We start from the raw sequence: 22,297 nt of genomic DNA, 5'->3' as shown, positions 1-22,297 counted from the left end.
CGGCGCGCCCAAGCGCCGCGAGATCGGCCATGGCCGCCTCGCCAAGCGCGGTGTGCAGGCGGTCAAGCCCTCGATCGAGGAATTCCCGTACGTGCTGCGCGTGGTCTCGGAGATCACCGAGTCCAACGGTTCGTCCTCGATGGCCTCGGTGTGCGGTTCCTCGCTGGCCATGATGGACGCCGGCGTGCCGCTGAAGGCACCGGTGGCCGGCATCGCCATGGGCCTGGTCAAGGAGGGCAGCGACTTCGTGGTGCTGTCGGACATCCTGGGCGACGAGGACCACCTCGGCGACATGGACTTCAAGGTGGCCGGTAGCGCCGATGGCATCTCCGCGCTGCAGATGGACATCAAGATCGACGGCATCACCGAAGAGATCATGAAGGTGGCGCTGGAGCAGGCCAAGCGTGGCCGCCTGCACATCCTGGGCGAGATGGCCAAGGTGATCAGCACGCCGCGTTCGGAGATGAGCGAGTACGCCCCGCGCCTGCTCACCATCAAGATCCACCCGGACAAGATCCGCGAGGTCATCGGCAAGGGCGGCGCCACCATCCGCTCGATCACCGAAGAGACCGGCACGACGATCGACATCAGCGATGACGGCACGGTGATCATCGCCTCGGTCAACCGCCTGGCGGCCGACGAGGCCAAGAAGCGCATCGAGCAGATCGTCTCCGACGTCGAGCCGGGCCGCATCTACGAGGGCAAGGTCGCCAAGCTGATGGACTTCGGCGCGTTCGTCACGATCATGCCGGGCAAGGATGGTCTGGTGCACGTGTCGCAGATCTCCTCCGAGCGCGTCGAGAAGGTGTCCGACAAGCTCAAGGAAGGCGACATCGTGAAGGTGAAGGTGCTCGAGGTGGACAAGCAGGGCCGTATCCGCCTGTCGATGAAGGCCGTCACCGAAGACGAGGCCGCTGGCGCCTGAGTCAACGACTCGCGCTGAACGCATCGAAGGCCCGGCGGCGACGCCGGGCCTTCTTCGTTTTATCGCCACATCCATTTGCTACGATGCCTTGGATAAAGCATCCGGAGGCAGACATGGCCGATCAGGCGAGCGATTTCATCAGGCAGTCCCAAGCCATGGCCCAACAGTCCTGGGAGCAGTGGATGCGCTATCTGCAGCAGGCCTCCACTCAGCCGACCGCGCCGTTCGGCGGCATGGGCACCGGGTTTGTGCCCGTGGCTCCCGCGTTCGGCATGGGAGCCGCTCCGGGCGTGCCGATGAACGATGTGCTCGAGCGCAGCCTCGCCGGTATCAAGGGTTACCTCGACTGGATGCAGCGCGCCGCCAGCAGCCAGGCCGATCCGCTGGGCAGCGACTGGCAGGCCCAGATGCAGCAAATGTTCGGCAACGCCAGCCAACCCTTTGCGCAGGCATTCAGTGGCATCGACAGCACGGCCGCGCAGGGTTTCGTGCAGCAGTGGCAGGCGTGGCTGGCGGCGGCCGGGCAGGGCGGTCTGGGTAGTGCCGACTGGCACCGGCCGCAGCACATGCCGGCCTTTGGCCTGCAGCGCGAGCAGCAGGAAAAGCAGCAGACGCTGATCGCCGCGATGCTCGACAGCGCCGAGCAGCAGCGCCGGTACCAGGCGCTGATCCTGCGTGCCAACGCGCAGGGTCTGGAACGCCTGCAGAACAAGCTGGCCGACCATGCCGAGCCCGGTCGGCAGATCGAATCGCTGAAGGCGCTGTACGACCTGTGGATCGATTCGGCCGAGGAGGCCTACGCGGAGATCGCGCTGAGTGACGAGTTCCGCGAAGTCTACGGAGCCATGGTCAACGCGCAGATGCTAGAACGCCAGCTGATGCAGCAGCAGCTGGAAGAACTGTGCCGGCAGCTCGGCCTGCCCACGCGCAGCGAGGTCGACAGCCTGGGCAAGCGTCTGCAGGAGCTGCGGCGCGAGCAGCGGGCCGCCAGCGGCGGCAGCACGGCGAGCGAACTGGCTGCCCTGCGCGCCGAGCTGGCCGCCTTGAAGAAGCAGCTTGCTGCCGTCGGCGCATCTGCCGGCGCGGCGCCGCCACCCGCGGCGAACGGCAACAAGCCGGCCGCGCGAAAGAGCGCGAAGAAGGCAGCGGCGAAGAAATCGACGGCGAAGACATCGTCCACCAGCAAGGTGGCGCCCGCGCCGCGCCGGAGGGCGCCGGCGAAGGCTGTGAAAGCGGCGGGCCGCCGGACGAAGGCGGTCGCGTCTGCAGCCAGCAAGGCCGCTAAGCCCGTTCGCCCCGGCATCCCGGCGCCGCGTCGCGCCAAGCGCAAGTAAGGAATGGCCATGTACACACCGCTGCGCATCGACCCGGCCCAGGCGCTGGCCGAGATCAATCGCTTCCAGCACAAGCTGGCCGCCGGCATGCAGAACCTGCCGAAACTCGGCGAGCCGGAGTACGCCAACACACCGCGCGAGCTGGTCTACAGCGAAGACAAGCTCAAAGTGTGGCACTTCACCGGCAGCCGTCCGACCGCGAAGACGCCGGTGCTGATCGTCTATGCACTGGTCAACACGGTGTGGATGACCGACCTGCAGCCCGACCGCTCGCTGGTGCGCAACCTGCTCGAGGAGGGCGAGGACGTCTACCTGATCGACTGGGGCTACCCCGACGGCGCCGATCGCTGGCTCACGCTGGACGACTACCTCAACGGCTACCTCGATCGCTGCGTCGATGCCGTGCGCCATCGCCACGGACTCGACGCGATCAACCTGCTGGGCATCTGCCAGGGTGGCGCGTTCTCGCTGTGCTACACGGCGATGCACCCTGACAAGGTGAAGAATCTCATCACCATGGTCACCCCGGTGGATTTCCACACGCCGGACAACATGCTCTCGCACTGGGTGCAGAACCTCGACGTCGACCGCTTCGTCGACGTGATGGGCAACATCCCGGCCGGGCTGATGAACTGGGTCTACCTCACGCTCAAGCCGCTGCGGCTCAACCAGCAGAAATACGTGGGCCTGGTCGACATCCTCGACAACCCGGCCGAGCTGGAGAACTTCCTGCGCATGGAGAAGTGGATCTTCGATTCGCCCGACCAAGCCGGTGAAGCGTTCCGCCAGTTCATCAAGGACTTCTACCAGGGCAACAAGCTGGTCAAGCACTCGCTGGAGATCGGCGGGCGTCCGGTCGACCTGGGCCTGATCCAGCAGCCGGTGCTCAACATCTACGCCGAGCAGGATCACCTGGTGCCGCCGGACGCCTCGCGCGCGCTGCGCCAGCACATCGGCACGCGCGACTACACCGAGGTGGCGTTCAAGGGCGGCCACATCGGCATTTACGTTTCCGGACGGGCTCAGCGCGAGGTGCCGCCGGCCATCCACCAGTGGCTGCGCGCGCGCGGCTGATCGAGCAGGGAATCGGACCATGACCGAAGGCAAGCGCCTGCAGCGCTCCCGTACTCATCGCACCATCGCTGGCGTGTGCGGCGGCATCGCAGAGTACTACGGCTGGGACCCCACGCTGGTGCGCGTGGCGTGGATCGTGCTGACCCTGCTCGGCGGCTCCGGCATACTGCTGTACTTGGTGATGTGGCTGGTGATGCCCGACGCGGCCTAAGCCTCACGCTTGCATGCCGCCTCCTTGGGTCTGCCGGTGCCACCGGCGGGCCATCCTCTGTTGAAGTGTGAAGAATTCCGATGGATTACGACCGTTACGACCGCGTCCGTGCCGTGCAATGGCAGGGCGATCAGCTGCGACTGCTCGACCAGCGCCTGCTCCCGCGCGAAGAGCGCTGGATGGATTGCCGTCGGGCCGCCGACGTCACCCAGGCCATCCGCGACCTGGTGGTGCGCGGCGCGCCGGCGATCGGCATCGCTGCCGCCTGGGGCGTGGTGCTTGCAGCACAGCAGGGCGAGCCGCTGGACTCGGCGCTGGCCATGCTGCGTGCGGCACGGCCGACGGCGGTCAACCTGATGTGGGCGCTGGATCGCATGAAGCAACGCATCGCCGCCGGCGCCGATGCCGCTGCGCTGGCGGTCGAAGCCCAGGCCATCCAGGACGAAGACCTCGCCGCCAACCGCCACATGGGTGAGCTCGGTGCCTCGCTGATCGCGCCGGGCTCGGGCGTGCTGACCCATTGCAATACCGGCTCGCTGGCTACTGCCGGGTTCGGCACGGCGCTGGGCGTGATCCGCGCCGGTGTCGCCAGCGGGCGCATCAATCACGTCTATGCCGGCGAGACGCGGCCGTGGCAGCAGGGCGCGCGATTGACCATGTACGAGCTGGTGCGCGACGGCATTCCGGCCAAGCTGATCGCGGATTCGGCCGCCGCGCACCTGATGAAATCCGGTGTGATTCAATGGGTGATCGTGGGCGCCGACCGCATCGCGGCCAACGGCGATACCGCCAACAAGATCGGTACCTACCAGCTCGCCATCGCCGCGCGCCATCATGGCGTGAAGTTCATGGTCGCGGCGCCGTCCTCGACCGTGGACATGGCCACACCCAACGGCGAGGCGATCGAGATCGAGTTGCGTGATGCCACCGAACTGCTCTCCACCGCTGGTCAGCGCACCGTGGTCGATGGTGCCGAAGCCTGGAACCCAGTGTTCGACGTGACGCCGGCGGAGCTGATCGACGCCATCGTTACCGAGCGCGGCGTGATCGAGCGGCCCAACGCGGCCGTGATGCAGGCGGTCTTCGGCGGGTGAGGCTGCCGCGCGACATCACGCTGTTCGCCATCGGCGGCGTGCTCGGCCTGATCATCGATGCGGCCGTGGTGCAGGCCCTGGTGGGCGTGGAGCAGTGGAACGCGTACCTCGCCCGCGTGGTGTCGTTCCTGTTGGCCGCCACGTTCACCTGGTGGTGGAATCGCCGGCACACCTTCGCGGGACGTTCCAGTGGCCGCCGCGCGCATGCCGAATGGCTGCATTGGCTGGCGCTGATGAGCGCCGGGGCGGTGGTCAACTACGGCGTGTACGTGCTGTGCCTGCAGCTGTTTCCTACCCTGCACCGGTGGCCGGCAGTCGCCGCAGCGGCCGGTTCGGCGGTGGCTGCGCTGGTCAATTTTTCAGCAGCGCGCGCGGTGCTTTTTCGCCACCCCAAGACACCGCGCTAAGTGGCTGATTAAAAAGCACTAAATACTGTCGCGCAAAGCGCTTTCGTGGTACACTCCGCGGGTTGATTTTCGGGTCGCTTGCGCACGCGCCTGAGGCGCTGGCGATGCGGCCTTTTTTCGTTCACTGGGAAGCCGATTGATGGCAGAACTCGCCAAAGAAGTCATCCGCGTCAACATCGAAGACGAGATGCGCCAGAGCTACCTCGACTACGCCATGAGCGTGATCGTGGGACGCGCCCTCCCGGACGTGCGCGACGGCCTCAAGCCGGTCCATCGCCGCGTGCTATTCGCGATGAACGAACTGGGCAACGCCTGGAACAAGCCCTACAAGAAGTCGGCCCGCGTGGTCGGTGACGTTATCGGTAAGTACCACCCGCACGGCGACGCGTCGGTCTACGACGCCATCGTGCGCATGGCGCAGCCGTTCTCGCTGCGCTACATGCTGGTCGACGGCCAGGGCAACTTCGGCTCGGTCGACGGCGACAACGCGGCGGCCATGCGATACACCGAGGTGCGCATGTCGCGCCTCACCCACGAGTTGCTGGCGGATATCGACAAGGAAACCGTCGACTTCGGCCCGAACTACGACGAGAGCGAGCACGAGCCGCTGGTGCTGCCCACCCGCGTGCCGGCGCTGCTGGTCAACGGTTCGGCCGGCATCGCGGTGGGCATGGCCACCAATATTCCGCCGCATAACCTCACCGAGGTCATCGGCGCGACGATCGCGCTGATCGACGATCCCTCGCTGGGCATCGATGAGCTGATGACCTACATCCCGGGGCCGGATTTCCCGACCCACGGCATCATCAACGGCTCGGCCGGCATCGTCGAGGCGTATCGCACGGGCCGTGGTCGCATCCTGGTGCGCGCCAAGGCCGAGATCGAAACCGAGTCCAACGGCCGCGAGACGATCATTGTCCACGAGCTGCCGTACCAGGTGAACAAGGCGCGGCTGATCGAGAAGATCGCCGAGCTGGTGAAGGAAAAGAAGCTCGAGGGCATCAGCGAACTGCGCGACGAGTCCGACAAGGACGGTATGCGCGTGGTGATCGAGATCCGTCGTGACGCGATGGCCGACGTGGTGCTCAACAACCTGTTCCAGCAGACCCAGCTGCAGGTCACCTTCGGCATCAACATGGTCGCGCTGTCCGATGGCCAGCCGAAGTTGCTGAACCTCAAGGACATCCTCGAGGCCTTCATTCGCCACCGCCGCGAGGTGGTCACCCGCCGCACCATCTTCGAGCTGCGCAAGGCACGTGCCCGCGCGCACATCCTGGAAGGCCTCACGGTCGCTCTCGCCAACATCGACGAGATGATCGAGCTGATCCGCACCTCGGCCTCGCCGGCCGAAGCGCGCGAGCGCATGGTGGCGCGCAAGTGGGAGCCGGGCATGGTCGGGGCGTTGCTGTCCGCCGCCGGTGCCGATGCCTCGCGACCGGAAGACATGGATCCGCGTGACGGCTTCAAGCCGGACGGCTATCAGTTGTCCGACGTGCAGGCGCAGGAAATTCTCGCCATGCGCCTGCACCGCCTGACCGGGCTGGAGCAGGAAAAGCTCAGCGACGAGTACCGCCAGATCCTCGAGACCATCCGCGGCCTGATCGAGATCCTGGAAAACCCCGAGGTGCTGCTGAAGGTCATCCGCGAAGAGCTGGAAGCGATCAAGGCGGAGTTCGGCGACGCGCGTCGCACCGAGATCCAGGCCTCGCAGGAAGATCTCAACGTGCTCGACCTGATCGCCCCGGAAGACGTGGTGGTCACGCTCTCGCACACTGGCTACATCAAGCGCCAGCCGGCCAGCACCTACCGTGCGCAGCGCCGCGGCGGCAAGGGTCGCTCGGCCTCGGCGCTGAAGGACGAGGACGTCGTCGAGCAGCTGTGGGTGGTGAACACCCACGACACGCTGCTGACCTTCTCCAGCACCGGTCGCGTCTACTGGCTCAAGGTGTACCAGATGCCCGAGGCCGGTCCGGCCGCGCGTGGCAAGCCGATCGTCAACCTGCTGCCGCTGGCCGAGGGCGAGAAGGTGCAGGCGGTGCTGCCGGTACGCGATTACGCCGAGGACCGCTTCGTGTTCTTCGCCACCAAGAGCGGCACGGTGAAGAAGACCCCGCTGACCGAGTTTGCCTTCCAGCTGCAGAAGGGCAAGCAGGCGATCAACCTGGTCGAGGGCGACGCACTGGTCAACGTCGCGCTCACCGATGGCAACAGCGACGTGCTGCTGTTCGCTTCCAACGGAAAGGTGAACCGCTTCGACGAGAACACCGTGCGCTCGATGGGACGTACCGCCACCGGCGTACGCGGCATGCGCCTGGCGGACGACGCCGAAGTGGTGTCGATGATCGTGGCATCCGAGGGCGACGTGCTCACCGCCACTGCGCGTGGCTATGGCAAGCGTACCGCGCTGGACGAGTTCCCGAAGAAGGGCCGCGGCACCCAGGGCGTGATCGGCATCCAGTGCTCCGAGCGCAACGGCCCGCTGGTCGCCGCGGTGCAGGTCACCGAGGCGCACGAGCTGATGCTGATCTCCAACCAGGGCACCTTGGTGCGCACCCGCGTCGCCGAGGTCTCCCAGCTCAGCCGCAATACCCAGGGCGTCACCCTGATCAAGCTGCCGGCCGACGAGGCTCTGGTCAGCGTGGTGCGGCTGGAGGCCGAGGAGGACAACGGCGAAGAGGCCGAGGCGCTGATGCCTGAGGGCCAGCCGCCGCAGCCGCCGCAGGCCGATGCCGGCACGGCGCAGGCCGGCGACGACGTCTGATTCGGCCAGTCGACGGACCACGAAAGACCCCGGCCCAGGCCGGGGTTTTTCTTTTTCAGGGGTGCGGCCGCTTCGTCGCCAGGTGCAGCATCGGACTCACCGCTCAGACGGGGGCAAGGACGAGTATCAGCCGCCAATGGCGGCCAGTACCGCTTCGGCGCCGGTGACGCGAAATTCGCCCGGTGCCTCGATCGCCAGCCATTTCACCAAGCCGTCATCGGCGTACAGCGCAAAACGTCGCGCGCGCAGGCCCAGACCGTAGGCGCTGCCGTCCAGCTCCAGTCCCAGCGCGCGGGTGAACTCGGCGTTGCCGTCGGCGAGCATCTTCAGCCCGGGCGGGACGGACTGGGCTTTCGCCCACGCCTGCATGACGAAGGCGTCATTGACCGAGAGGCAATAGACCTCGATGCCACGCTCGCGGAATGCGTCGAACGCGGCCACGTAGCCAGGCAGGTGACGCTCCGAGCAGGTGGGCGTGAAGGCGCCGGGAACGGCGAACATCACCACCTTGCGCCCGGCAAACAGCGCGCCGGTGGTGGTGTTCTCCTTTTCGCCGTCGTCGATCACGGCGAGGGGGAGGTCGGGCAGGGTCTGGCCGGTCTGGATGGTCATGGGGTTTCCAGCTGAAGAGGGGGCAACCGAGGGATGCTAAACCGCACCGGGTTGCGCTGTCGCCTTGAATCGCGGCCAGTTGCACCTACTTGACAGGCAAGCGGCGTGTGCGCCGTAACCCTTTGAAGGAGTCCGTCATGAGCAACCGCAACCCGATGCAGTGGAATGCCAGCCGCATGTTCCCGGAAGAGGTCCGCCAGGCCTTCGACCGTTTCTTCCAGGCCGAGGACGGCGATGCGTCCAACGTGGTCACCAGCCAGTGGGCGCCTCGCGTGGACATCCGCGAGGACGAGCAGCGGTTTGTGATCCTGGCCGATATCCCGGGCGTGGATCCGGCGCAGATCGAAGTGAGCATGGAGAAGGGCATCCTGACCATCAAGGGCGAGCGCCAAGCGCCGAACGGCGACAACGGCAAGTACACCCGGGTGGAGCGGGCGCACGGCCTGTTCCATCGCCGCTTCACGCTGCCGGACAGCGCCGATGCCGAGGGCATTACCGCCAAGGGCAAGTTCGGCGTGCTGGAGATCGTGATCCCGAAGAAGCCGCTGGCCACGCCGCGCCGCATCACCATCAACGCGGCCGAGTAAGCTTGCACGATTCGATCCGCGGCGGCCCTGCCCGCCGCGGGTCCTGCGCCATCCGTCGCCGGGGAGAGGTGAGTGGAGTTCAAAGATTATTACGACATCCTGGGCGTGAAGCCCGATGCCAGCGAGGCGGAGATCAAGGCCGCCTATCGCAAGCTGGCGCGGCAATACCATCCGGACAAGAACAAGGAAGCCGGTGCCGAGGACAAGTTCAAGGCCGTCAACGAGGCCAACGAGGTGCTGCGCGACAAGGAAAAGCGCCGCGCCTACGACCAGGTGCGCGCCGGCGGTTACCGCGGCGGTGAGCAGTTCCGCCCACCCCCCGGCTTCGGCCAGGGCTTCGATTTCGGCGATGGCGCCGGCGAGGGCGACTTCAGCGATTTCTTCGAGAGTCTGTTCGGTCGCGGCGCGGGCGGCGGTCATCGCGGGCAGCCGCGGGCACGGCGCGGACGTGACGTGCAGGCACAGGTGCAGATTGATCTGCAGACCGCCTTCGATGGCGGTCGTACGCGCGTCGCGCTGCACGACAGCCACGGCAACGAGCGCGTGCTGGAGGTGAAGATCCCGGCCGGCATCCAGCCGGGGCAGGTGATTCGGCTCTCCGGTCAGGGCCACGCTGGCGCTGCCGGCGGTCCCAGTGGCGATCTGCTGCTGGAGGTGGCGATCCGCGACGACGCCCGCTTCAAGCTCGACGGGCGCAACGTGCTGCACGTGCTGCCGATCGCCCCCTGGGAGGCGGCGCTGGGCGCCACGGTGCCGGTGCCGACGCTGGCCGGTACGGTGGATCTGCGCATCCCCGCCGGGGCGCAGTCGGGCAAGAAGCTGCGGCTCAAGGGGCGTGGCATGCCGGGTACGCCGCCGGGCGACCAGCTGGTGGAACTGTCGATCCGCACGCCGCCGGCCGAGGACGACAAGCAGCGCAAGGCCTACGAGGCGCTGCACAAACATTTCGCGGACTACAACCCGCGCGGCTGAGCCCTTGGTTTGTCCGCTTGCTGCAAACGAAAACGGCGCCCGCGGGCGCCGTTTTCGTTTGTTCTGATGCCTGGCGATTCAGGTCGGCAGCAGCTCGGCCAGCGTGGCGACCAGCTCCTCTTCCTTGATCGGCTTGGTGACGTAGGCCTTGGCGCCCTGGCGCATGCCCCAGACCTTGTCGGTCTCCTGGTCCTTGGTGGTCACCAGCACCACCGGGATGTGCGCGGTGGTGGGATCCTTGCTGATCGTGCGGGTGGCCTGAAACCCGTTGAGGTTAGGCATCACCACGTCCATCAGGATCAGGTCCGGGAGCTCGCGCTTGGCCGCCTCGACGCCTGCGGCGCCATCCTCGGCGGTCAGCGCCTCGTGGCCGAGCTTCTCCACGACGCGTTTCAGACCGAGCAACTGCGACGGTGAATCGTCGACGATGAGGATACGGGCCATAAGGTGGGGATCCCTTGTACGAAAGTGGGTGGATTCTAAGCTGCGCCCGACCTGCTTCCAAGTCGAGGCGGTCAGCGACTGCCGTGCCGCACCACGGTACGGCCGAACGACTGCCCGGCCAGCATGGCGGGAAAGACCTCCGGCAACTCGTCGAGCGTCACCTCGCGCGTGGCGATGCGATCCAGGTGCCGCGGCTTCCAGTCGCCTGCCAGATGCTGCCACACGCGCTCGCGCTGGTCGCGTGCGGTGCCGGCACTGGCCACGCCCAGCAGGTTCACGCCGCGGATGATGAAGGGCATCACGGTGCTGTCGAACGCGATGCCGCCGGCGTTGCCGCACAGCGCCACGTTGCCGTACGGCGCGATCTGCGGCAGCAGACCGGCCAGCATGGCGCCGCCGACGTTGTCCAGCGCGCCGCCGAACCGCGCCGAGTCCATCGGCTTGCCGCTGAAGGCGAGCTGGTGGCGATCCAGACATTGCGCCGCGCCCAGCTGGCGGAGGAAGTCGAAGTGCTCGGCCTTGCCGCTGATCGCGTGCACCTCGTAGCCGGCGCGCGCATACATGTCGACCGCCAGCATGCCCACGCCGCCAGTGGCGCCGGTGACCGCGATCGGCCCCAGCGACGGCGTCTGGCGGTTGTCCTGCATCTGCAGCAGGCCCAGCGCCGCGGTGAAGCCGGCGGTGCCCAGGATCATGCTCTCGCGCAAGCTCAAGCCGGCGGGCAGGGGAATGGTCCAGCGCGTGTCGAGGCGCACGTACTCGCCGTAGCCGCCGTCGCGTGTCTCCGAGAGCCCCGAGCCGGTGCACAGCACCGCATCGCCTTCCTTGAACGCCGGGTCGGTCGACGCCACCACGTGGCCGGCGACGTCGATACCACCGTTGAGCGGGAACTGGCGCAGGATCTTGCCCTTGCCGGTGCCGGCAAGCGCGTCCTTGAAGTTCACCGAGGAGTACGCCGCCTTGACCAGCACCTCACCGGCCGAGAGGCTCTGGACGTCCATGGTCTCGATGCCGCCGCGATAGCCAGCGTCGTCGTTATGGATACGGAAGGCGCGGAAGGTGGATGGCGTCATGGTTGCGTTCTCACGCGATGGGATGGGAATGCCTGCTTAGGGCGCGACGGCCGATTCGTCGATCCATTTCGGCACGAAGGTCGGCTGGTAATGGGCCATCCAGTCGAACAGCGCATCGATCGACTCGCCGAACCAGATGCCGTCCAACTGCGCAGAGCGCACGAACTTCTCGTCAACCATGTGCCGCATCGCCTGCAGCAGATGGCGATAGTAGCCCTGGGTGTCGAGGAAGGCGCAAGGCCACTGGTGCAGGCCGAGCTGCGCCCAGGTCAGCATCTCGAACATCTCGTCCAGTGTGCCGAAGCCGCCGGGTAGCGCGACGAAGGCCTGCGACAACTCGTACATGCGCGTCTTGCGCTCGTGCATGGTCTCGACCACCAGCATCTCGCTGAGCCCGGTATGCGCGACTTCCTTCTCGACCAGGTGGCGCGGAATCACGCCGACCACCTTGCCGCCGTTAGCGAGCGCGGCATCCGCGACGATGCCCATCAGGCCGACGTTGCCGCCGCCGTAGACGAGGGTGATGCCGCGCCGCGCCAGCTCGGCGCCGAACGCACGTGCCTGCTCGGCATATTCGGGACGCGAACCGCTGCTCGAGCCACAGTAGACGCACAGGGAGGTGATCGGGGACATGGAAAACCCTTTTTGTAGGAGCCCGCTCGCGGGCGACGCTCCCGACTGTGATGCCAAAGCCGACGACTACGCCCGCGGGCGAGTTCATGCTGCAAATGAAACGGCCCGCCCATGTCGCCACGAGCGGGCCGTTGCCCCTCATCGCACGAGGGCGATCAATTGCCCTTGTGGATGGCGCGCTTGTCGACCGACAGGGCCGCCTCGTGCACGGCCTCGGACAAGGTCGGGTGCGCGTGCATGATGCGCGCCATGTCTTCGGCCGAGCCCTTGAACTCCATCGCCACCACGCACTCGGCGATCAACTCGGACACGCCCGGGCCAACCATGTGCACACCCAGGATGCGATCGGTCTCGGCGTGGGCGATCATCTTGACCATGCCAACCGCCTCGTTCATCGCCACGGCGCGGCCGATGGCGGCGAACGGGAAGGTGCCCACCTTGTACGGCACTCCTTCGTCCTTCAGCTGCTTCTCGGTCTTGCCGGCCCAGGCGATTTCCGGCTCGGTGTAGATCACCCACGGAATCGTGTCGTAGGCGACGTGGCCGGACTTGCCGGCGATCCACTCGGCCACGGCAATGCCTTCCTCGAAGCCCTTGTGCGCCAGCATCGGCCCGCGTACCGCGTCGCCCACCGCCCACACGCCATCGACGCCGGTATGGCAGTGATCGTCCACGGCGATGCGGCCGCGCTCGTCCAGCTTCACGCCGCAGTCGTCGGACAGCAGGCCGTCGGTGTAGGCACGGCGGCCCACGGCAACCAGCAGCTTGTCGACCACCAGGCTGTGCTCGCCGTCGGAGTCGGTGTAGGTGAGGTGGACCTCATTCTTCTTCACCTCGGCCTTGGCCAGCTTGGCGCCCAGCTTGATGTCCAGCCCGAGCTTCTTGAACTCCTTCAGCGCCACCTTGGCGATGTCCGCGTCGGCGGCGCCGAGGAAGTCGGGCAGGGCCTCGAGCACGGTCACTTCGGCGCCCAGACGGCGCCACACGCTGCCCAGCTCCAGGCCGATCACACCCGCGCCGATCACGCCCAGGCGCTTGGGCACTTCGTTGATGTCCAGCGCGCCGGCATTGTCGATGATGTGCTTGCCGTCGAACTTGGCGAACGGCAGCTCGATCGGCACGGAGCCGGAGGCCAGGATCACGTTGGTGGCGCTGATCGTCTGCTTGGCGCCGTCGTTGCCGGTGATCTCCACCTGGTTGCCCTTCAACAGTTTGCCCTTGCCGAAGAAGCTGGTGATCTTGTTCGCCTTGAACAGCTGCGCCACGCCGCCGGTGAACTGCTTGACGATCTTGTCCTTGCGACCGATGAAGGTGCCCAGGTCGACCTTGGCGTTGTCCACGCTGATGCCGTGCACCGGCAGGTTGTGCGCGATGTTGTAGAACTGCTTGGACGAATCGAGCAGCGCCTTGGACGGGATGCAGCCCACATTGAGGCAGGTGCCGCCCAGCGCCTGCTTGCCGTCCTTGCCGGCCCAGGCGTCGATGCAGGCGGTCTTCAGGCCCAGCTGCGCAGCGCGGATGGCGGCGTGATAGCCGGCCGGGCCGCCACCGATGACGATGACGTCGAATTGTTGGTCGCTCATGGCGTTTCTCGCTTCTGTCCCTCTCCCCGGGGGAGAGGGTGCCCAAAGGGCGGGTGAGGGTGCGTGCGGAGCGAGGCGTCGCGGCGATGCCGAACCCCCACCCCAACCCCTCTCCCACAGGGAGAGGGGCCGATGCGGTGATGTTTAGAGGCCCAGCAGCATGCGCTGCGGGTTCTCGAGCTGGTTCTTGATGTCGACCAGGAACAGCACTGCGTCCTTGCCGTCGATGATGCGGTGATCGTAGGACAGCGCCAGGTACATCATCGGCGCGGCGATCACCTGGCCGTTCTCGACGATCGCGCGTTCCTTGATGGTGTGCATGCCCAGGATCGCGCTCTGCGGCGGGTTGACGATCGGCGTGGACAGCAGCGAGCCGAAGGTGCCGCCGTTGGTGATGGTGAAGGTGCCACCCTGCAGATCATCCAGGCCGAGCTTGCCGTCGCGGGCCTTCTTGGCGTAGCCGGCGATGCCCTGCTCGACGTCGGCGAAGCTCATGTCCTGCACGTCGCGCAGCACCGGCGTCACCAGGCCCTTGTCGGTCGACACGGCGATCGAGATGTCCTGGTAGCCGTGATAGATGATGTCGTTGCCGTCGACCGACGCGTTGATCACCGGGTGGCGCTTGAGCGCCTCGGCGGCGGCCTTGACGAAGAAGCTCATGAAGCCGAGCTTGATGCCGTTCGCCTTCTCGAACGACTCGCCCAGCGTCTTGCGCATCTTCACCACCTCGGCCAGGTTCACCTCGTTGAACGAGGTCAGCATGGCGATGGAGTTCTTCGACTGCATCAGGCGCTCGGCTATGCGCGCGCGGATGCGGGTCATCGGCACGCGCTCTTCCGGACGGGCGCCCGGCGTCGGCTTGGCGGCGGGCGCGGCCGGCGCAGCGGCGGCACCACCCTTGCCGTAGTTGACCAGGTCTTCCTTGGTCACGCGGCCGTCGCGGCCGGTGCCGCCGACCTTGGACGGGTCGATGTGCTCTTCCTCGGCGACGCGGCGGCCGGCCGGGGACAGCTCCTCGGTGCCCTTGCCTGCGGCCTTCGGTGCCTCGGCCTTGGCCGGCGCGGGCGCAGGCGCCTTGGCCTCGTCCTTCGCCGGGGCCGGCGCGGCAGCGGCGGCGCCTTCCTCGATGATCGCGATGATCTGCTCGCTGTTCACCGTGTCGCCTTCCTGATGGCGGATCTCCTTCAGTACGCCGTCGACCGTGGCGGGCACCTCGAGCACGACCTTGTCGGTCTCCAGATCGACGAGGTTCTCGTCGCGCTTGACCGCATCACCGACCTTCTTGTGCCAGGTGGCGATGGTGGCGTCGGAGACGGACTCGGGGAGGACGGGGACTTTGACTTCGATGGACATACAGGGTCCTTGGTTTCAGGTGAGCGCCCATCCGTGGGCGCGGGAGCAAAGCGGCCGTCCCGACCGCGCTATTCGAAAAATCTTACTCGGCCGAATGGTCGGTGCCGATCGGGGCGACCAGCGCCTGCTCGACCAGAGCCGCCTGCTCGGCGTTGTGCTCGTTGAGGTGACCAGCGGCCGGTGCGGCGGAGCGGGCCCGGCCGGCGTACGACAGCGTGTGCTTGGCGCCGATGCAGGCCTGCAGATGGTGGCGGATCTGGAACCACGCGCCCTGGTTCATCGGCTCTTCCTGGCACCAGATCACTTCCTTGGCGGAAGCGTACTTCTCCAGTTCGGCGGTGACCTGCGGACGCGGGAACGGGTACAACTGCTCGACGCGCACGATGGCCACGTCGGTCTGCCCACGCTTCTCCGACTCCTCCAGCAAGTCGTAGTAGACCTTGCCGGCGCACAGCACCACGCGCTTGACCTTCTTCGCCGGCAGTTCGCGATGCTCGCCGATCACCAGCTGGAAGCTGCCGTTGGCCAGCTCGTCCAGGCTCGACACGGCCAGCTTGTGGCGCAGCAGCGACTTGGGCGTCATCACGATCAGCGGCTTGCGCACCGGGCGCAGCATCTGGCGGCGGATCATGTGGAAATCCTGCGCCGGGGTGGTCGGCACGCAGACCTGCATGTTGTTCATCGCGCACAGCTGCAGAAAGCGCTCGAGGCGAGCGGAGGAGTGCTCCGGGCCCTGGCCCTCGTAGCCGTGCGGCAGGTACAACGCCAGGCCGCACAGCCGATTCCACTTCGACTCGCCGGAGCTGATGAACTGGTCGATCACCACCTGCGCGCCGTTGGCGAAGTCGCCGAACTGGCCTTCCCAGATGTGCAGCGTGTCAGGATCGGTGGTGGAGTGGCCGTACTCGAAGGCCATCACCGCCTCCTCGCTGAGCAGCGAGTCGATCACCTCGACGTTGGCGTCGTCGCGGATCGTGCCCAGCGGCAGGAAAGTGTGGCCGTCCTTCTGGTCGTGCAGCACCGCATGGCGGTGGAAGAAGGTGCCGCGCCCCGAATCCTGGCCGACCAGGCGCAGATTGCTGCCGCCGTCGATCAGGGTGGCGTAGGCGAGGTTCTCGGCGAAGCCCCAGTCGGCCGCTTGCTCACCGGCGGCCATCTTGCGGCGGTCGTCGTAGATCTTGGCCACGCGCGACTGCAGCGTGAGGTCGCCCGGCAGGTCGAGGATGCGCTTGGCCAGCTCCACCAGCTTCTGCTTCGGCACCGTGGTGTCCACGGCCGTCGCCAGCGAGCTGTTGGTGAAGCGCGCCCAGTCGATCTCCAGGTCGCGCACCGGCGTGGGGTTGAACTCGGCCAGCGGCGCGCCGGCCTCCAGGCGGTCGCGGTAGGCGTCGAGGCGCTTCTGGCCGTCGCCGTCGGCGATCACGCCGTCCTTCTGCAGCCGCTGGGCGTAGAGGTCACGGGTGGTCGGGCGCTTGCGGATGATCTGGTACATCAACGGCTGCGTCGCCGCCGGCTCGTCGGCCTCGTTGTGGCCGTGGCGGCGGTAGCACACCAGGTCGATCACCACGTCCTTGCGGAATGTCTTGCGGAATTCGTAGGCGAGGCGGGTGACTTCGATCACCGCTTCCGGGTCGTCGCCGTTCACGTGGAACACCGGCGCGTTGACCATCTTGGCCAGGTCGGTGCAGTACATCGTGGAGCGCGCGTCCTGCGGGTTGGAGGTGGTGAAGCCCACCTGGTTGTTCACCACCACGTGCAGGGTGCCGCCGATCTTGAAGCCGCGGGCCTGCGACATGTTGAACAGTTCCATGTTCACGCCCTGGCCGGCCAGCGCCGCGTCGCCGTGGATCAGCACGGCCATCGACTGCTGGTGTTCGGTGTCGCGGCGGCGCAGCTGGCGTGCATGCACCGAGCCGGCGACCACCGGATTGACGATCTCCAGGTGCGACGGGTTGAACGCCAGCGCCACGTGCACGCCGCCCTTGGGCGTCTTCAGGTCGGACGAGAAGCCCATGTGGTACTTCACGTCGCCGGAGTAGGCCGGGTCGTCGATGTGCTCGAACTTGCCCTCGAACTCGTCGAACAGGGTCTTCGGCGGCTTGCCCAGGATGTTGACCAGCACGTTCAGGCGGCCGCGGTGGGCCATGCCGATCACCAGCTCCTTGATGCCGTTGTCGCCGGCCGCGCGCACCACATCGTCCACCAGCGGAATGAGGCTGTCGCCGCCTTCCAGCGAAAAGCGCTTCTGGCCGACGTACTTGGTGTGCAGGTAGCGCTCCAGGCCCTCGGTGGCGGTGAGCACGTCGAGCACGTGGCGCTTCTCGTCCGCGGCCAGGCCCGGATTGCCGTTGGCCTGCTCCAGGCGGCTGTAGATCCAGTTCCGCTGGGCGTGGTCGGAGATGTACATGAACTCGGCGCCGATGGTGCCGGTGTAGATCTTTTTCAGCCGTGCCAGCAGCTCGCGCAGCTTCATCCGCTGGCCGCCGCCGGCGTAGGTGCCGCAGTCGAACTCGGTGTCCAGGTCGGCGTCGCTCAGGCCGTGGAAAGCCAGGCCCAGATCAGGCGCGTCCATCTTCTGCGCCAGGCCGAGCGGATCGAGATCGGCGGCGAGGTGGCCGCGCGAACGGTAGGCGGTGAGCAGGCGCAGCACGCCGGCCTGCTTGCGCGCGTGGGCGTCATCCGTCGGGGCGGCGGCACCGGCTACCGCGCCACGCCGCTGCTTCTGCGCCGCTTCAATACGCGCAATGGCCGCGGTGTGGGAGACATCTCCCGACGCGCGGCCATTGAAGTTCTGGAAATAGCTGTTCCATTCGGCGGGGACGGAGCCGGGGTCGCTCAGCCAGGCGTCGTACAGCGCTTCGACATAGTCGGCGTTTCCGCCTGCGAGTTGGGAGGATTCGAAGAACTCGCGAATCAGGTTTGTACTCACGTCACCACCGGTCGGGGAAGGGAGACCGCCTGCGCTGCCCTTGGCGCAGCAGAAGGCTGGCAAAAATCTTGTTAATTATAGACCCGGGCTGCTGCGATGCGACAACCCGTACGCGGGTACGAATGTGCCCGCATCGCTACAAATCAAGGGGCTCGACGCCGCCCGGAACCAGGGCGCGAGCGGCCTGCGGGCGGTCGCTGCGGCGATAGGACGTGCCGCGCGGCGTTCAGCTGTCGGCTACAGACCCAGCGCCTGCAGTTCGGTGGCGGGCACCGAGCGTTCCCACACCTCGTCGAACTGCTGGGCCAGCGGTGCCTGGCCGGCGCGGTCGTGGCGGGCCGCGCGACCCTGCGGGCGGTCGTATTCGGGCAGGAACAGATAACCGCCGGCATCGTTGAGCAGCCAGCCGGCGCGGTTGGCCAGGTCGATCTCGTCCACCGGCCGGCGCACCTGGATCACGCTGGACAGGCGCTGCACCAGGGCGAGCAGCCGATGTCCGTCGCGCAAGGCGGCGGCCGGGTCGTGCAGCAGCATGCGGATGCGCGCGCCGCGGCCGGAGGTGGCGATGCGGCGGATCTGCTCGAGCTCGGCGGCGCTGGCGAAGTGCTCGCTGTCCAGCACCGGTAGATGGATCGCCAGCACGTGGCGTGCGTCCACCAGCAACTGCAGCCGCGCGGCCTCCACCGCCTGACGGTCCTCGGCCGGAAGCACGCCCACGTCGCGCGGCACGCGGGCGGCCGGCGATTCCGGCGCCAGCGCCTTGCGCATCGTCTGGTGCAGCAGGCCCGCGTGCTCGAACAGCTCGCCCTCGGCGGCGAAGCCTTCGCGGGTGTAGAACGCGACGGCGTCCACCTGCGCGTCCAGCTGCACCTCGGGCCAGCCGAAACTGCGCGCGCGGTCCACCAACTGCCGCAGCAGCGCCGTGCCCACACCCTGGCCGCGCGCGGCTGGCAGCACGGCGACGCGGCTGATGCGGTGGTCGGCGGTGAGCCGCGCCACGCCGATGGCGCGGTCGGCATCGTCGCGGGCGATCAGTTGCAGCGCGCCGGCGTCCAGCGCGTCGGTTTCGCATTCCGCCGGCAGGCCGAGCTCCTCGACGAACACCGTCCGCCGCAGCGGGCGGATCGTCTCGCGATCGCTGGCGCGCGCCCAGTCGGCGCTGACGATGTGGAAGGCCTCGAGCTTCATCGGCGGCGCGGCTTGCGTGGCACCAGATGGCCGTCGTCGAGCAGGGCGATCAGCAGGCTGCGTTCGGTGGCATCCAGTGCGCCGTCCAGCACGAACTCGCGTTCGGCACACAGCAGTTGCGCCAGGCCGGCACTGGCCGGGAAGGCGTGGCCGTTGGCGAACAGCGTGCAGCCAGCGCGCGTGCGCGCCCAGGCCATGCGCGACCACGGGTGGCGCAGGAACGTGCTTCCCGTCGCCAGCAGCTTGTCCAGCGCTGCCGGCGTGGTGGGTCGATCGGCCGGCGCGGGGTTCTGCGCCAGCCGGTAGCGGGTAATGAACTGGCCGAACCAGTCCAGCAGGGTGGCGTCGTTGTAGGCGGTGGCGAACGGCAGCGCGCTGCGCAGGCGCTCGAGCGCGCTGCGGTCGATCTCGCCGGCGCTGCGAGCGGGGGCGAGGTCCGGGTCGGTGTAGCGCGCCTCCTCCGGCAGGCGTTCGGCGAGGTAATCGGCGAGGTCGCCGATCAGCTCGGCCTGCGAGGGCGCGCGCATGCCGACGGAGAACGTCATGCATGCGCCGCCGAAGGCCACGCCGTCGTGCGGCACGCCCGGCGGCAGATAGAGCATGTCGCCCGGTTCGAGCAGCCACTCGTGGGTGGGCTCGAAATGCGCCAGCTGCTTGAGCTCCACGTCCAGGCGGAAATCCTTCGGTGCGTCCGGGTCGGTGCTGATCGCCCAGTGCCGCTGGCCCAGGCCCTGCAGCAGGAACACGTCGTACTGGTCCACGTGCGCGCCCACGCCGCCGCCGGGCTCGGCGTAGGACACCATGATGTCGTCCACGCGCCAGCTCGGCAGGAACGCGAACGGTTCGAGCAGCGCAGCGACGTCGGCGTCCCACTTGTCCACGTCCTGCACCAGCAAGGTCCAGTTGGCGTCGCCTGTGGTGGCGAAATCGGATTCGGCGAGCGGGCCGGTTTTCACGTGCCAGCGGTCACGCTTTTCGTCGTGGCGGATCAGCCGCGACAGCGCGCCCTCCTCGCAGGCCAGGCCTGCGAGGTCTTCCGGCGCGATCGGCGGCACGAAATCGGGGAAGGCGTTGCGCACGAGCAGCGGGTGCTTCTGCCAGTAGTCGCGCAGGAACTGGGCGGTGGACATGCCGAGCGGCTGGCGCGCGGAGCCGCGCACCTCGATCGGCAGCGACTTGCGGGAGAGGGAGGAGATGGCCATGGGCGCGATTGTAGCCACCGGCGCCGGGCATGACGCAGCGGCATATGGTCATCGCCAATCATCCTTTGGTCGATGGGGTACCCGGGAGCAAGCTGCGGCGATCCCCGTTTGGACGTCCAAAGGATCGCCCCCGTGAATGCCACGCAGCCCGCACTCGCGCCACCGCCCGGCCTGGGCGAGGAACGCCAGGCGCTGCTGCGCCAGCTGGTCGATGGCCTGGAGCCGGCGCAGCTTTACTGGATCGCCGCCTACGCAGCGCAGCAGGCGGCGCACTCGTCGCCCCGAACGGCTGTGGCCAACGCGACCCGGCTCACGGTGCTGTACGGTAGCCAGACTGGCAACGCCCGCCGCGTGGCCGAACGCTTCGCCGCACAGGTAGAGGCTGCCGGCCTGCCGGTGCGACTGGTGCGCGCCGGCGCCTACGCCACCCGCGAGCTGGCCAACGAGCGCTACCTGGCCGTGGTGGTCAGCACCCAGGGCGAGGGCGAGCCACCGGACGACGCGCGTGGCTTCGTCGAATTCCTTGCCTCGCGTCGCGCGCCGAAGCTGCCGAACCTGCACTACACGGTGTTGGGTCTGGGCGATTCCAGCTACCCGCTGTTCAATGCGATGGGTCGCGTGCTCGACGCCCGCCTGGCCGAGCTGGGCGCGCAGCGATTGGCGCCGCTGGCCGAGGCCGACGTCGACATCGAGCCGGTCGCCGCGCCATGGGCGGAGGGCGCGCTGGCGCGGGTGCGCGAGAAGCTCGGCCGCGAGCTGCCGAGCGCGTCGGTGACGCCGCTGCGGGTGGCGCCGGTGCGGCAGTCGTTCCATCGCGAGCGTCCGTTTCCGGCGCCGGTGCTGGCCAACCAGCGCATCGTCTCGCGTCATGCGGAGCGTGACGTGCGCCACGTGGAGCTGTCGCTGGAGAGCTCTGGCCTGCACTACGCGCCGGGCGATGCGCTGGGCGTGTGGCATCGCAACCCGGCCGCGCTGGTCGACGCGTTTCTCGCCGCGCTGTCGCTGGCGGGCGACGCCGTCGTCACCCACGACGGTCGCGAGCAGCCGCTGCGCGCATGGCTGAGCCGCGAGCGCGAACTGACCCGGCTCAGCCGCCCGCTGGTACAGGCGGTGGCTGAGCGGGCGGACAGCGCCGTGCTGCGCGCCGCGCTGGAACACCCCGAGGCCATCAAGGAGCTGCTCGCCAGCCACCAGCCGATCGATCTGCTGCGCGCACATCCGGCCGACTGGGACGCCGCCGCGCTGGTCGCCGCATTGCGGCCGCTCACCCCGCGGCTGTATTCCATCGCCTCCAGCGCGCAAGCGGTGGGCGAGGAGGTGCATCTCACCATCGCCGTGGTCGACTACCACGCGCACGGCGAAGCCCACCTTGGCGCCGCCTCGCGCTGGATCGCCGAGGCGGAAGAAGAGGCCACGCTGGATGTCTTCATCGAGCCGAACGAACGCTTCCGCCTGCCGGCCGACGGCACGCGCGACGTGATCATGATCGGCCCGGGCACCGGCGTGGCGCCGTTCCGTGCCTTCGTGCAGGAGCGCCAGCAGACTGGCGCGGCCGGTCGCAATTGGCTGGTGTTCGGCAACCGCCATGCCGGCGACGACTTCCTCTATCAGCTCGAGTGGCAGCAGGCGCTCAAGGATGGCGCGCTGCACCGGCTGGACGTCGCCTTCTCGCGCGACCAGGCCGAGAAGCGCTATGTGCAGCACGTGCTGCGCGAACGCGGTGCCGAACTCTACGACTGGCTCGCCGGTGGCGCGCATCTGTATGTGTGCGGCGACGCCGCGCAAATGGCGAAGGACGTGCACGCCGCGCTCGCCGAGATCGTCGCCACCCACGGCGGCAAGACCCCCGAGGCCGCGCAGGCCTGGCTTTCCGAGCTGCTGCAGGACGGGCGCTACGCCCGCGACGTGTACTGAC

General features: G+C 67.7%; 19 protein-coding genes. 10 read left to right on the top strand and 9 right to left on the bottom strand.

Features of this window, described 5'->3' with window-relative positions:
• From ACTHJF_RS15185 to gyrA, 7 genes are all read left to right on the top strand, one after another.
• Positions 1-925: polyribonucleotide nucleotidyltransferase (locus tag ACTHJF_RS15185; RefSeq protein WP_440267860.1), on the top strand; the 925-nt coding region annotated here is incomplete at its 5' end.
• Between the two features lie 155 nt (positions 926-1,080).
• The gene (locus ACTHJF_RS15180) at positions 1,081-2,259 is read left to right on the top strand and encodes a poly(R)-hydroxyalkanoic acid synthase subunit PhaE (protein ID WP_440267859.1); all 1,179 of its coding nucleotides are present in this window, start codon (positions 1,081-1,083) and stop codon (positions 2,257-2,259) included.
• A 9-nt stretch (positions 2,260-2,268) separates the two neighbouring features.
• Positions 2,269-3,333 (top strand): class III poly(R)-hydroxyalkanoic acid synthase subunit PhaC, encoded by a 1,065-nt coding sequence (locus tag ACTHJF_RS15175; protein ID WP_440267858.1) that lies wholly within the window; start codon positions 2,269-2,271, stop codon positions 3,331-3,333.
• A 19-nt stretch (positions 3,334-3,352) separates the two neighbouring features.
• Positions 3,353-3,544, top strand: a complete 192-nt coding sequence (locus ACTHJF_RS15170; RefSeq protein WP_440267857.1) for a PspC domain-containing protein — start codon at positions 3,353-3,355, stop codon at positions 3,542-3,544.
• 80 nt (positions 3,545-3,624) lie between these two features.
• A complete protein-coding gene (mtnA, locus tag ACTHJF_RS15165; protein ID WP_440267856.1) occupies positions 3,625-4,638 on the top strand; it encodes an S-methyl-5-thioribose-1-phosphate isomerase in 1,014 nt (337 codons plus the stop codon).
• Complete coding sequence (locus ACTHJF_RS15160) at positions 4,635-5,045, top strand: GtrA family protein (protein ID WP_440267855.1); 411 nt, start codon at positions 4,635-4,637, stop codon at positions 5,043-5,045. The genes mtnA and ACTHJF_RS15160 overlap by 4 nt, the downstream gene beginning before the upstream one ends.
• A 139-nt stretch (positions 5,046-5,184) precedes the next feature.
• On the top strand, positions 5,185-7,806 hold the full coding sequence (gene gyrA, locus ACTHJF_RS15155; protein ID WP_440267854.1) for a DNA gyrase subunit A: 2,622 nt from the start codon (positions 5,185-5,187) through the stop codon (positions 7,804-7,806).
• A gap of 126 nt (positions 7,807-7,932) precedes the next feature.
• Here the strand turns inward: gyrA and ACTHJF_RS15150 are convergent, their stop codons facing one another.
• Positions 7,933-8,418, bottom strand: a complete 486-nt coding sequence (locus ACTHJF_RS15150; RefSeq protein ID WP_440267853.1) for a peroxiredoxin — start codon at positions 8,416-8,418, stop codon at positions 7,933-7,935.
• Between the two features lie 137 nt (positions 8,419-8,555).
• Between ACTHJF_RS15150 and ACTHJF_RS15145 the strand changes: the two genes are divergently transcribed.
• Together ACTHJF_RS15145 and ACTHJF_RS15140 are read left to right on the top strand one after the other, a co-directional pair.
• Positions 8,556-9,005, top strand: a complete 450-nt coding sequence (locus ACTHJF_RS15145; protein WP_440267852.1) for an Hsp20/alpha crystallin family protein — start codon at positions 8,556-8,558, stop codon at positions 9,003-9,005.
• A 72-nt stretch (positions 9,006-9,077) separates the two neighbouring features.
• Positions 9,078-9,977 (top strand): DnaJ C-terminal domain-containing protein, encoded by a 900-nt coding sequence (locus tag ACTHJF_RS15140; RefSeq protein WP_440267851.1) that lies wholly within the window; start codon positions 9,078-9,080, stop codon positions 9,975-9,977.
• Between the two features lie 78 nt (positions 9,978-10,055).
• Here the strand turns inward: ACTHJF_RS15140 and ACTHJF_RS15135 are convergent, their stop codons facing one another.
• The 8 genes from ACTHJF_RS15135 to ACTHJF_RS15100 form a co-directional block, all read right to left on the bottom strand.
• On the bottom strand, positions 10,056-10,421 hold the full coding sequence (locus tag ACTHJF_RS15135) for a response regulator (RefSeq protein ID WP_404633289.1): 366 nt from the start codon (positions 10,419-10,421) through the stop codon (positions 10,056-10,058).
• Positions 10,422-10,492: 71 nt separating this feature from the next.
• Positions 10,493-11,494, bottom strand: coding sequence for an oxidoreductase (locus tag ACTHJF_RS15130; RefSeq protein WP_440267850.1), 1,002 nt, complete (start codon positions 11,492-11,494; stop codon positions 10,493-10,495).
• 36 nt (positions 11,495-11,530) lie between these two features.
• On the bottom strand, positions 11,531-12,127 hold the full coding sequence (locus tag ACTHJF_RS15125; protein ID WP_440267849.1) for a TIGR00730 family Rossman fold protein: 597 nt from the start codon (positions 12,125-12,127) through the stop codon (positions 11,531-11,533).
• 155 nt (positions 12,128-12,282) lie between these two features.
• Complete coding sequence (gene lpdA / locus ACTHJF_RS15120; RefSeq protein ID WP_440260602.1) at positions 12,283-13,710, bottom strand: dihydrolipoyl dehydrogenase; 1,428 nt, start codon at positions 13,708-13,710, stop codon at positions 12,283-12,285.
• 144 nt (positions 13,711-13,854) lie between these two features.
• On the bottom strand, positions 13,855-15,063 hold the full coding sequence (gene odhB / locus ACTHJF_RS15115) for a 2-oxoglutarate dehydrogenase complex dihydrolipoyllysine-residue succinyltransferase (RefSeq protein WP_440267848.1): 1,209 nt from the start codon (positions 15,061-15,063) through the stop codon (positions 13,855-13,857).
• An 82-nt stretch (positions 15,064-15,145) separates the two neighbouring features.
• Positions 15,146-17,992 (bottom strand): 2-oxoglutarate dehydrogenase E1 component, encoded by a 2,847-nt coding sequence (locus ACTHJF_RS15110; RefSeq protein WP_440267847.1) that lies wholly within the window; start codon positions 17,990-17,992, stop codon positions 15,146-15,148.
• A gap of 237 nt (positions 17,993-18,229) precedes the next feature.
• Positions 18,230-19,180 carry a GNAT family N-acetyltransferase gene (locus tag ACTHJF_RS15105; RefSeq protein ID WP_440267846.1) on the bottom strand — a complete coding sequence of 317 codons (951 nt, stop codon included), beginning with the start codon at positions 19,178-19,180 and terminating at the stop codon, positions 18,230-18,232.
• Positions 19,177-20,382 carry a JmjC domain-containing protein gene (locus ACTHJF_RS15100; RefSeq protein ID WP_440267845.1) on the bottom strand — a complete coding sequence of 402 codons (1,206 nt, stop codon included), beginning with the start codon at positions 20,380-20,382 and terminating at the stop codon, positions 19,177-19,179. The genes ACTHJF_RS15105 and ACTHJF_RS15100 overlap by 4 nt, the downstream gene beginning before the upstream one ends.
• Positions 20,383-20,514: 132 nt before the next feature.
• On the opposite strand from ACTHJF_RS15100, the gene ACTHJF_RS15095 reads away from it, so the two are divergent.
• Positions 20,515-22,296 (top strand): assimilatory sulfite reductase (NADPH) flavoprotein subunit, encoded by a 1,782-nt coding sequence (locus tag ACTHJF_RS15095; protein ID WP_440267844.1) that lies wholly within the window; start codon positions 20,515-20,517, stop codon positions 22,294-22,296.
• The last annotated feature ends 1 nt before the right edge of the window (position 22,297 follow it).

The sequence above is a fragment of the Dyella sp. genome, from assembly GCF_051962475.1.
Taxonomy (GTDB): Bacteria; Pseudomonadota; Gammaproteobacteria; order Xanthomonadales; family Rhodanobacteraceae; genus Dyella_A.
The sequence above is the reverse complement of the archived record's forward strand: the minus strand, read 5'-3'. Positions and strand labels throughout refer to the sequence as shown.

Bases quoted from the DNA above. Each gene is read 5' to 3' on its own strand.
- ACTHJF_RS15180 (WP_440267859.1), top strand. From the start codon at position 1,081: ATGGCCCAACAGTCCTGGGAGCAGTGGATGCGCTATCTGCAGCAGGCC.
- ACTHJF_RS15175 (WP_440267858.1), top strand. From the start codon at position 2,269: ATGTACACACCGCTGCGCATCGACCCGGCCCAGGCGCTGGCCGAGATC.
- ACTHJF_RS15170 (WP_440267857.1), top strand. From the start codon at position 3,353: ATGACCGAAGGCAAGCGCCTGCAGCGCTCCCGTACTCATCGCACCATC.
- mtnA (WP_440267856.1), top strand. From the start codon at position 3,625: ATGGATTACGACCGTTACGACCGCGTCCGTGCCGTGCAATGGCAGGGC.
- gyrA (WP_440267854.1), top strand. From the start codon at position 5,185: ATGGCAGAACTCGCCAAAGAAGTCATCCGCGTCAACATCGAAGACGAG.
- ACTHJF_RS15150 (WP_440267853.1), bottom strand. From the start codon at position 8,418: ATGACCATCCAGACCGGCCAGACCCTGCCCGACCTCCCCCTCGCCGTG.
- ACTHJF_RS15145 (WP_440267852.1), top strand. From the start codon at position 8,556: ATGAGCAACCGCAACCCGATGCAGTGGAATGCCAGCCGCATGTTCCCG.
- ACTHJF_RS15135 (WP_404633289.1), bottom strand. From the start codon at position 10,421: ATGGCCCGTATCCTCATCGTCGACGATTCACCGTCGCAGTTGCTCGGT.
- ACTHJF_RS15130 (WP_440267850.1), bottom strand. From the start codon at position 11,494: ATGACGCCATCCACCTTCCGCGCCTTCCGTATCCATAACGACGACGCT.
- ACTHJF_RS15125 (WP_440267849.1), bottom strand. From the start codon at position 12,127: ATGTCCCCGATCACCTCCCTGTGCGTCTACTGTGGCTCGAGCAGCGGT.
- lpdA (WP_440260602.1), bottom strand. From the start codon at position 13,710: ATGAGCGACCAACAATTCGACGTCATCGTCATCGGTGGCGGCCCGGCC.
- odhB (WP_440267848.1), bottom strand. From the start codon at position 15,063: ATGTCCATCGAAGTCAAAGTCCCCGTCCTCCCCGAGTCCGTCTCCGAC.
- ACTHJF_RS15105 (WP_440267846.1), bottom strand. From the start codon at position 19,180: ATGAAGCTCGAGGCCTTCCACATCGTCAGCGCCGACTGGGCGCGCGCC.
- ACTHJF_RS15100 (WP_440267845.1), bottom strand. From the start codon at position 20,382: ATGGCCATCTCCTCCCTCTCCCGCAAGTCGCTGCCGATCGAGGTGCGC.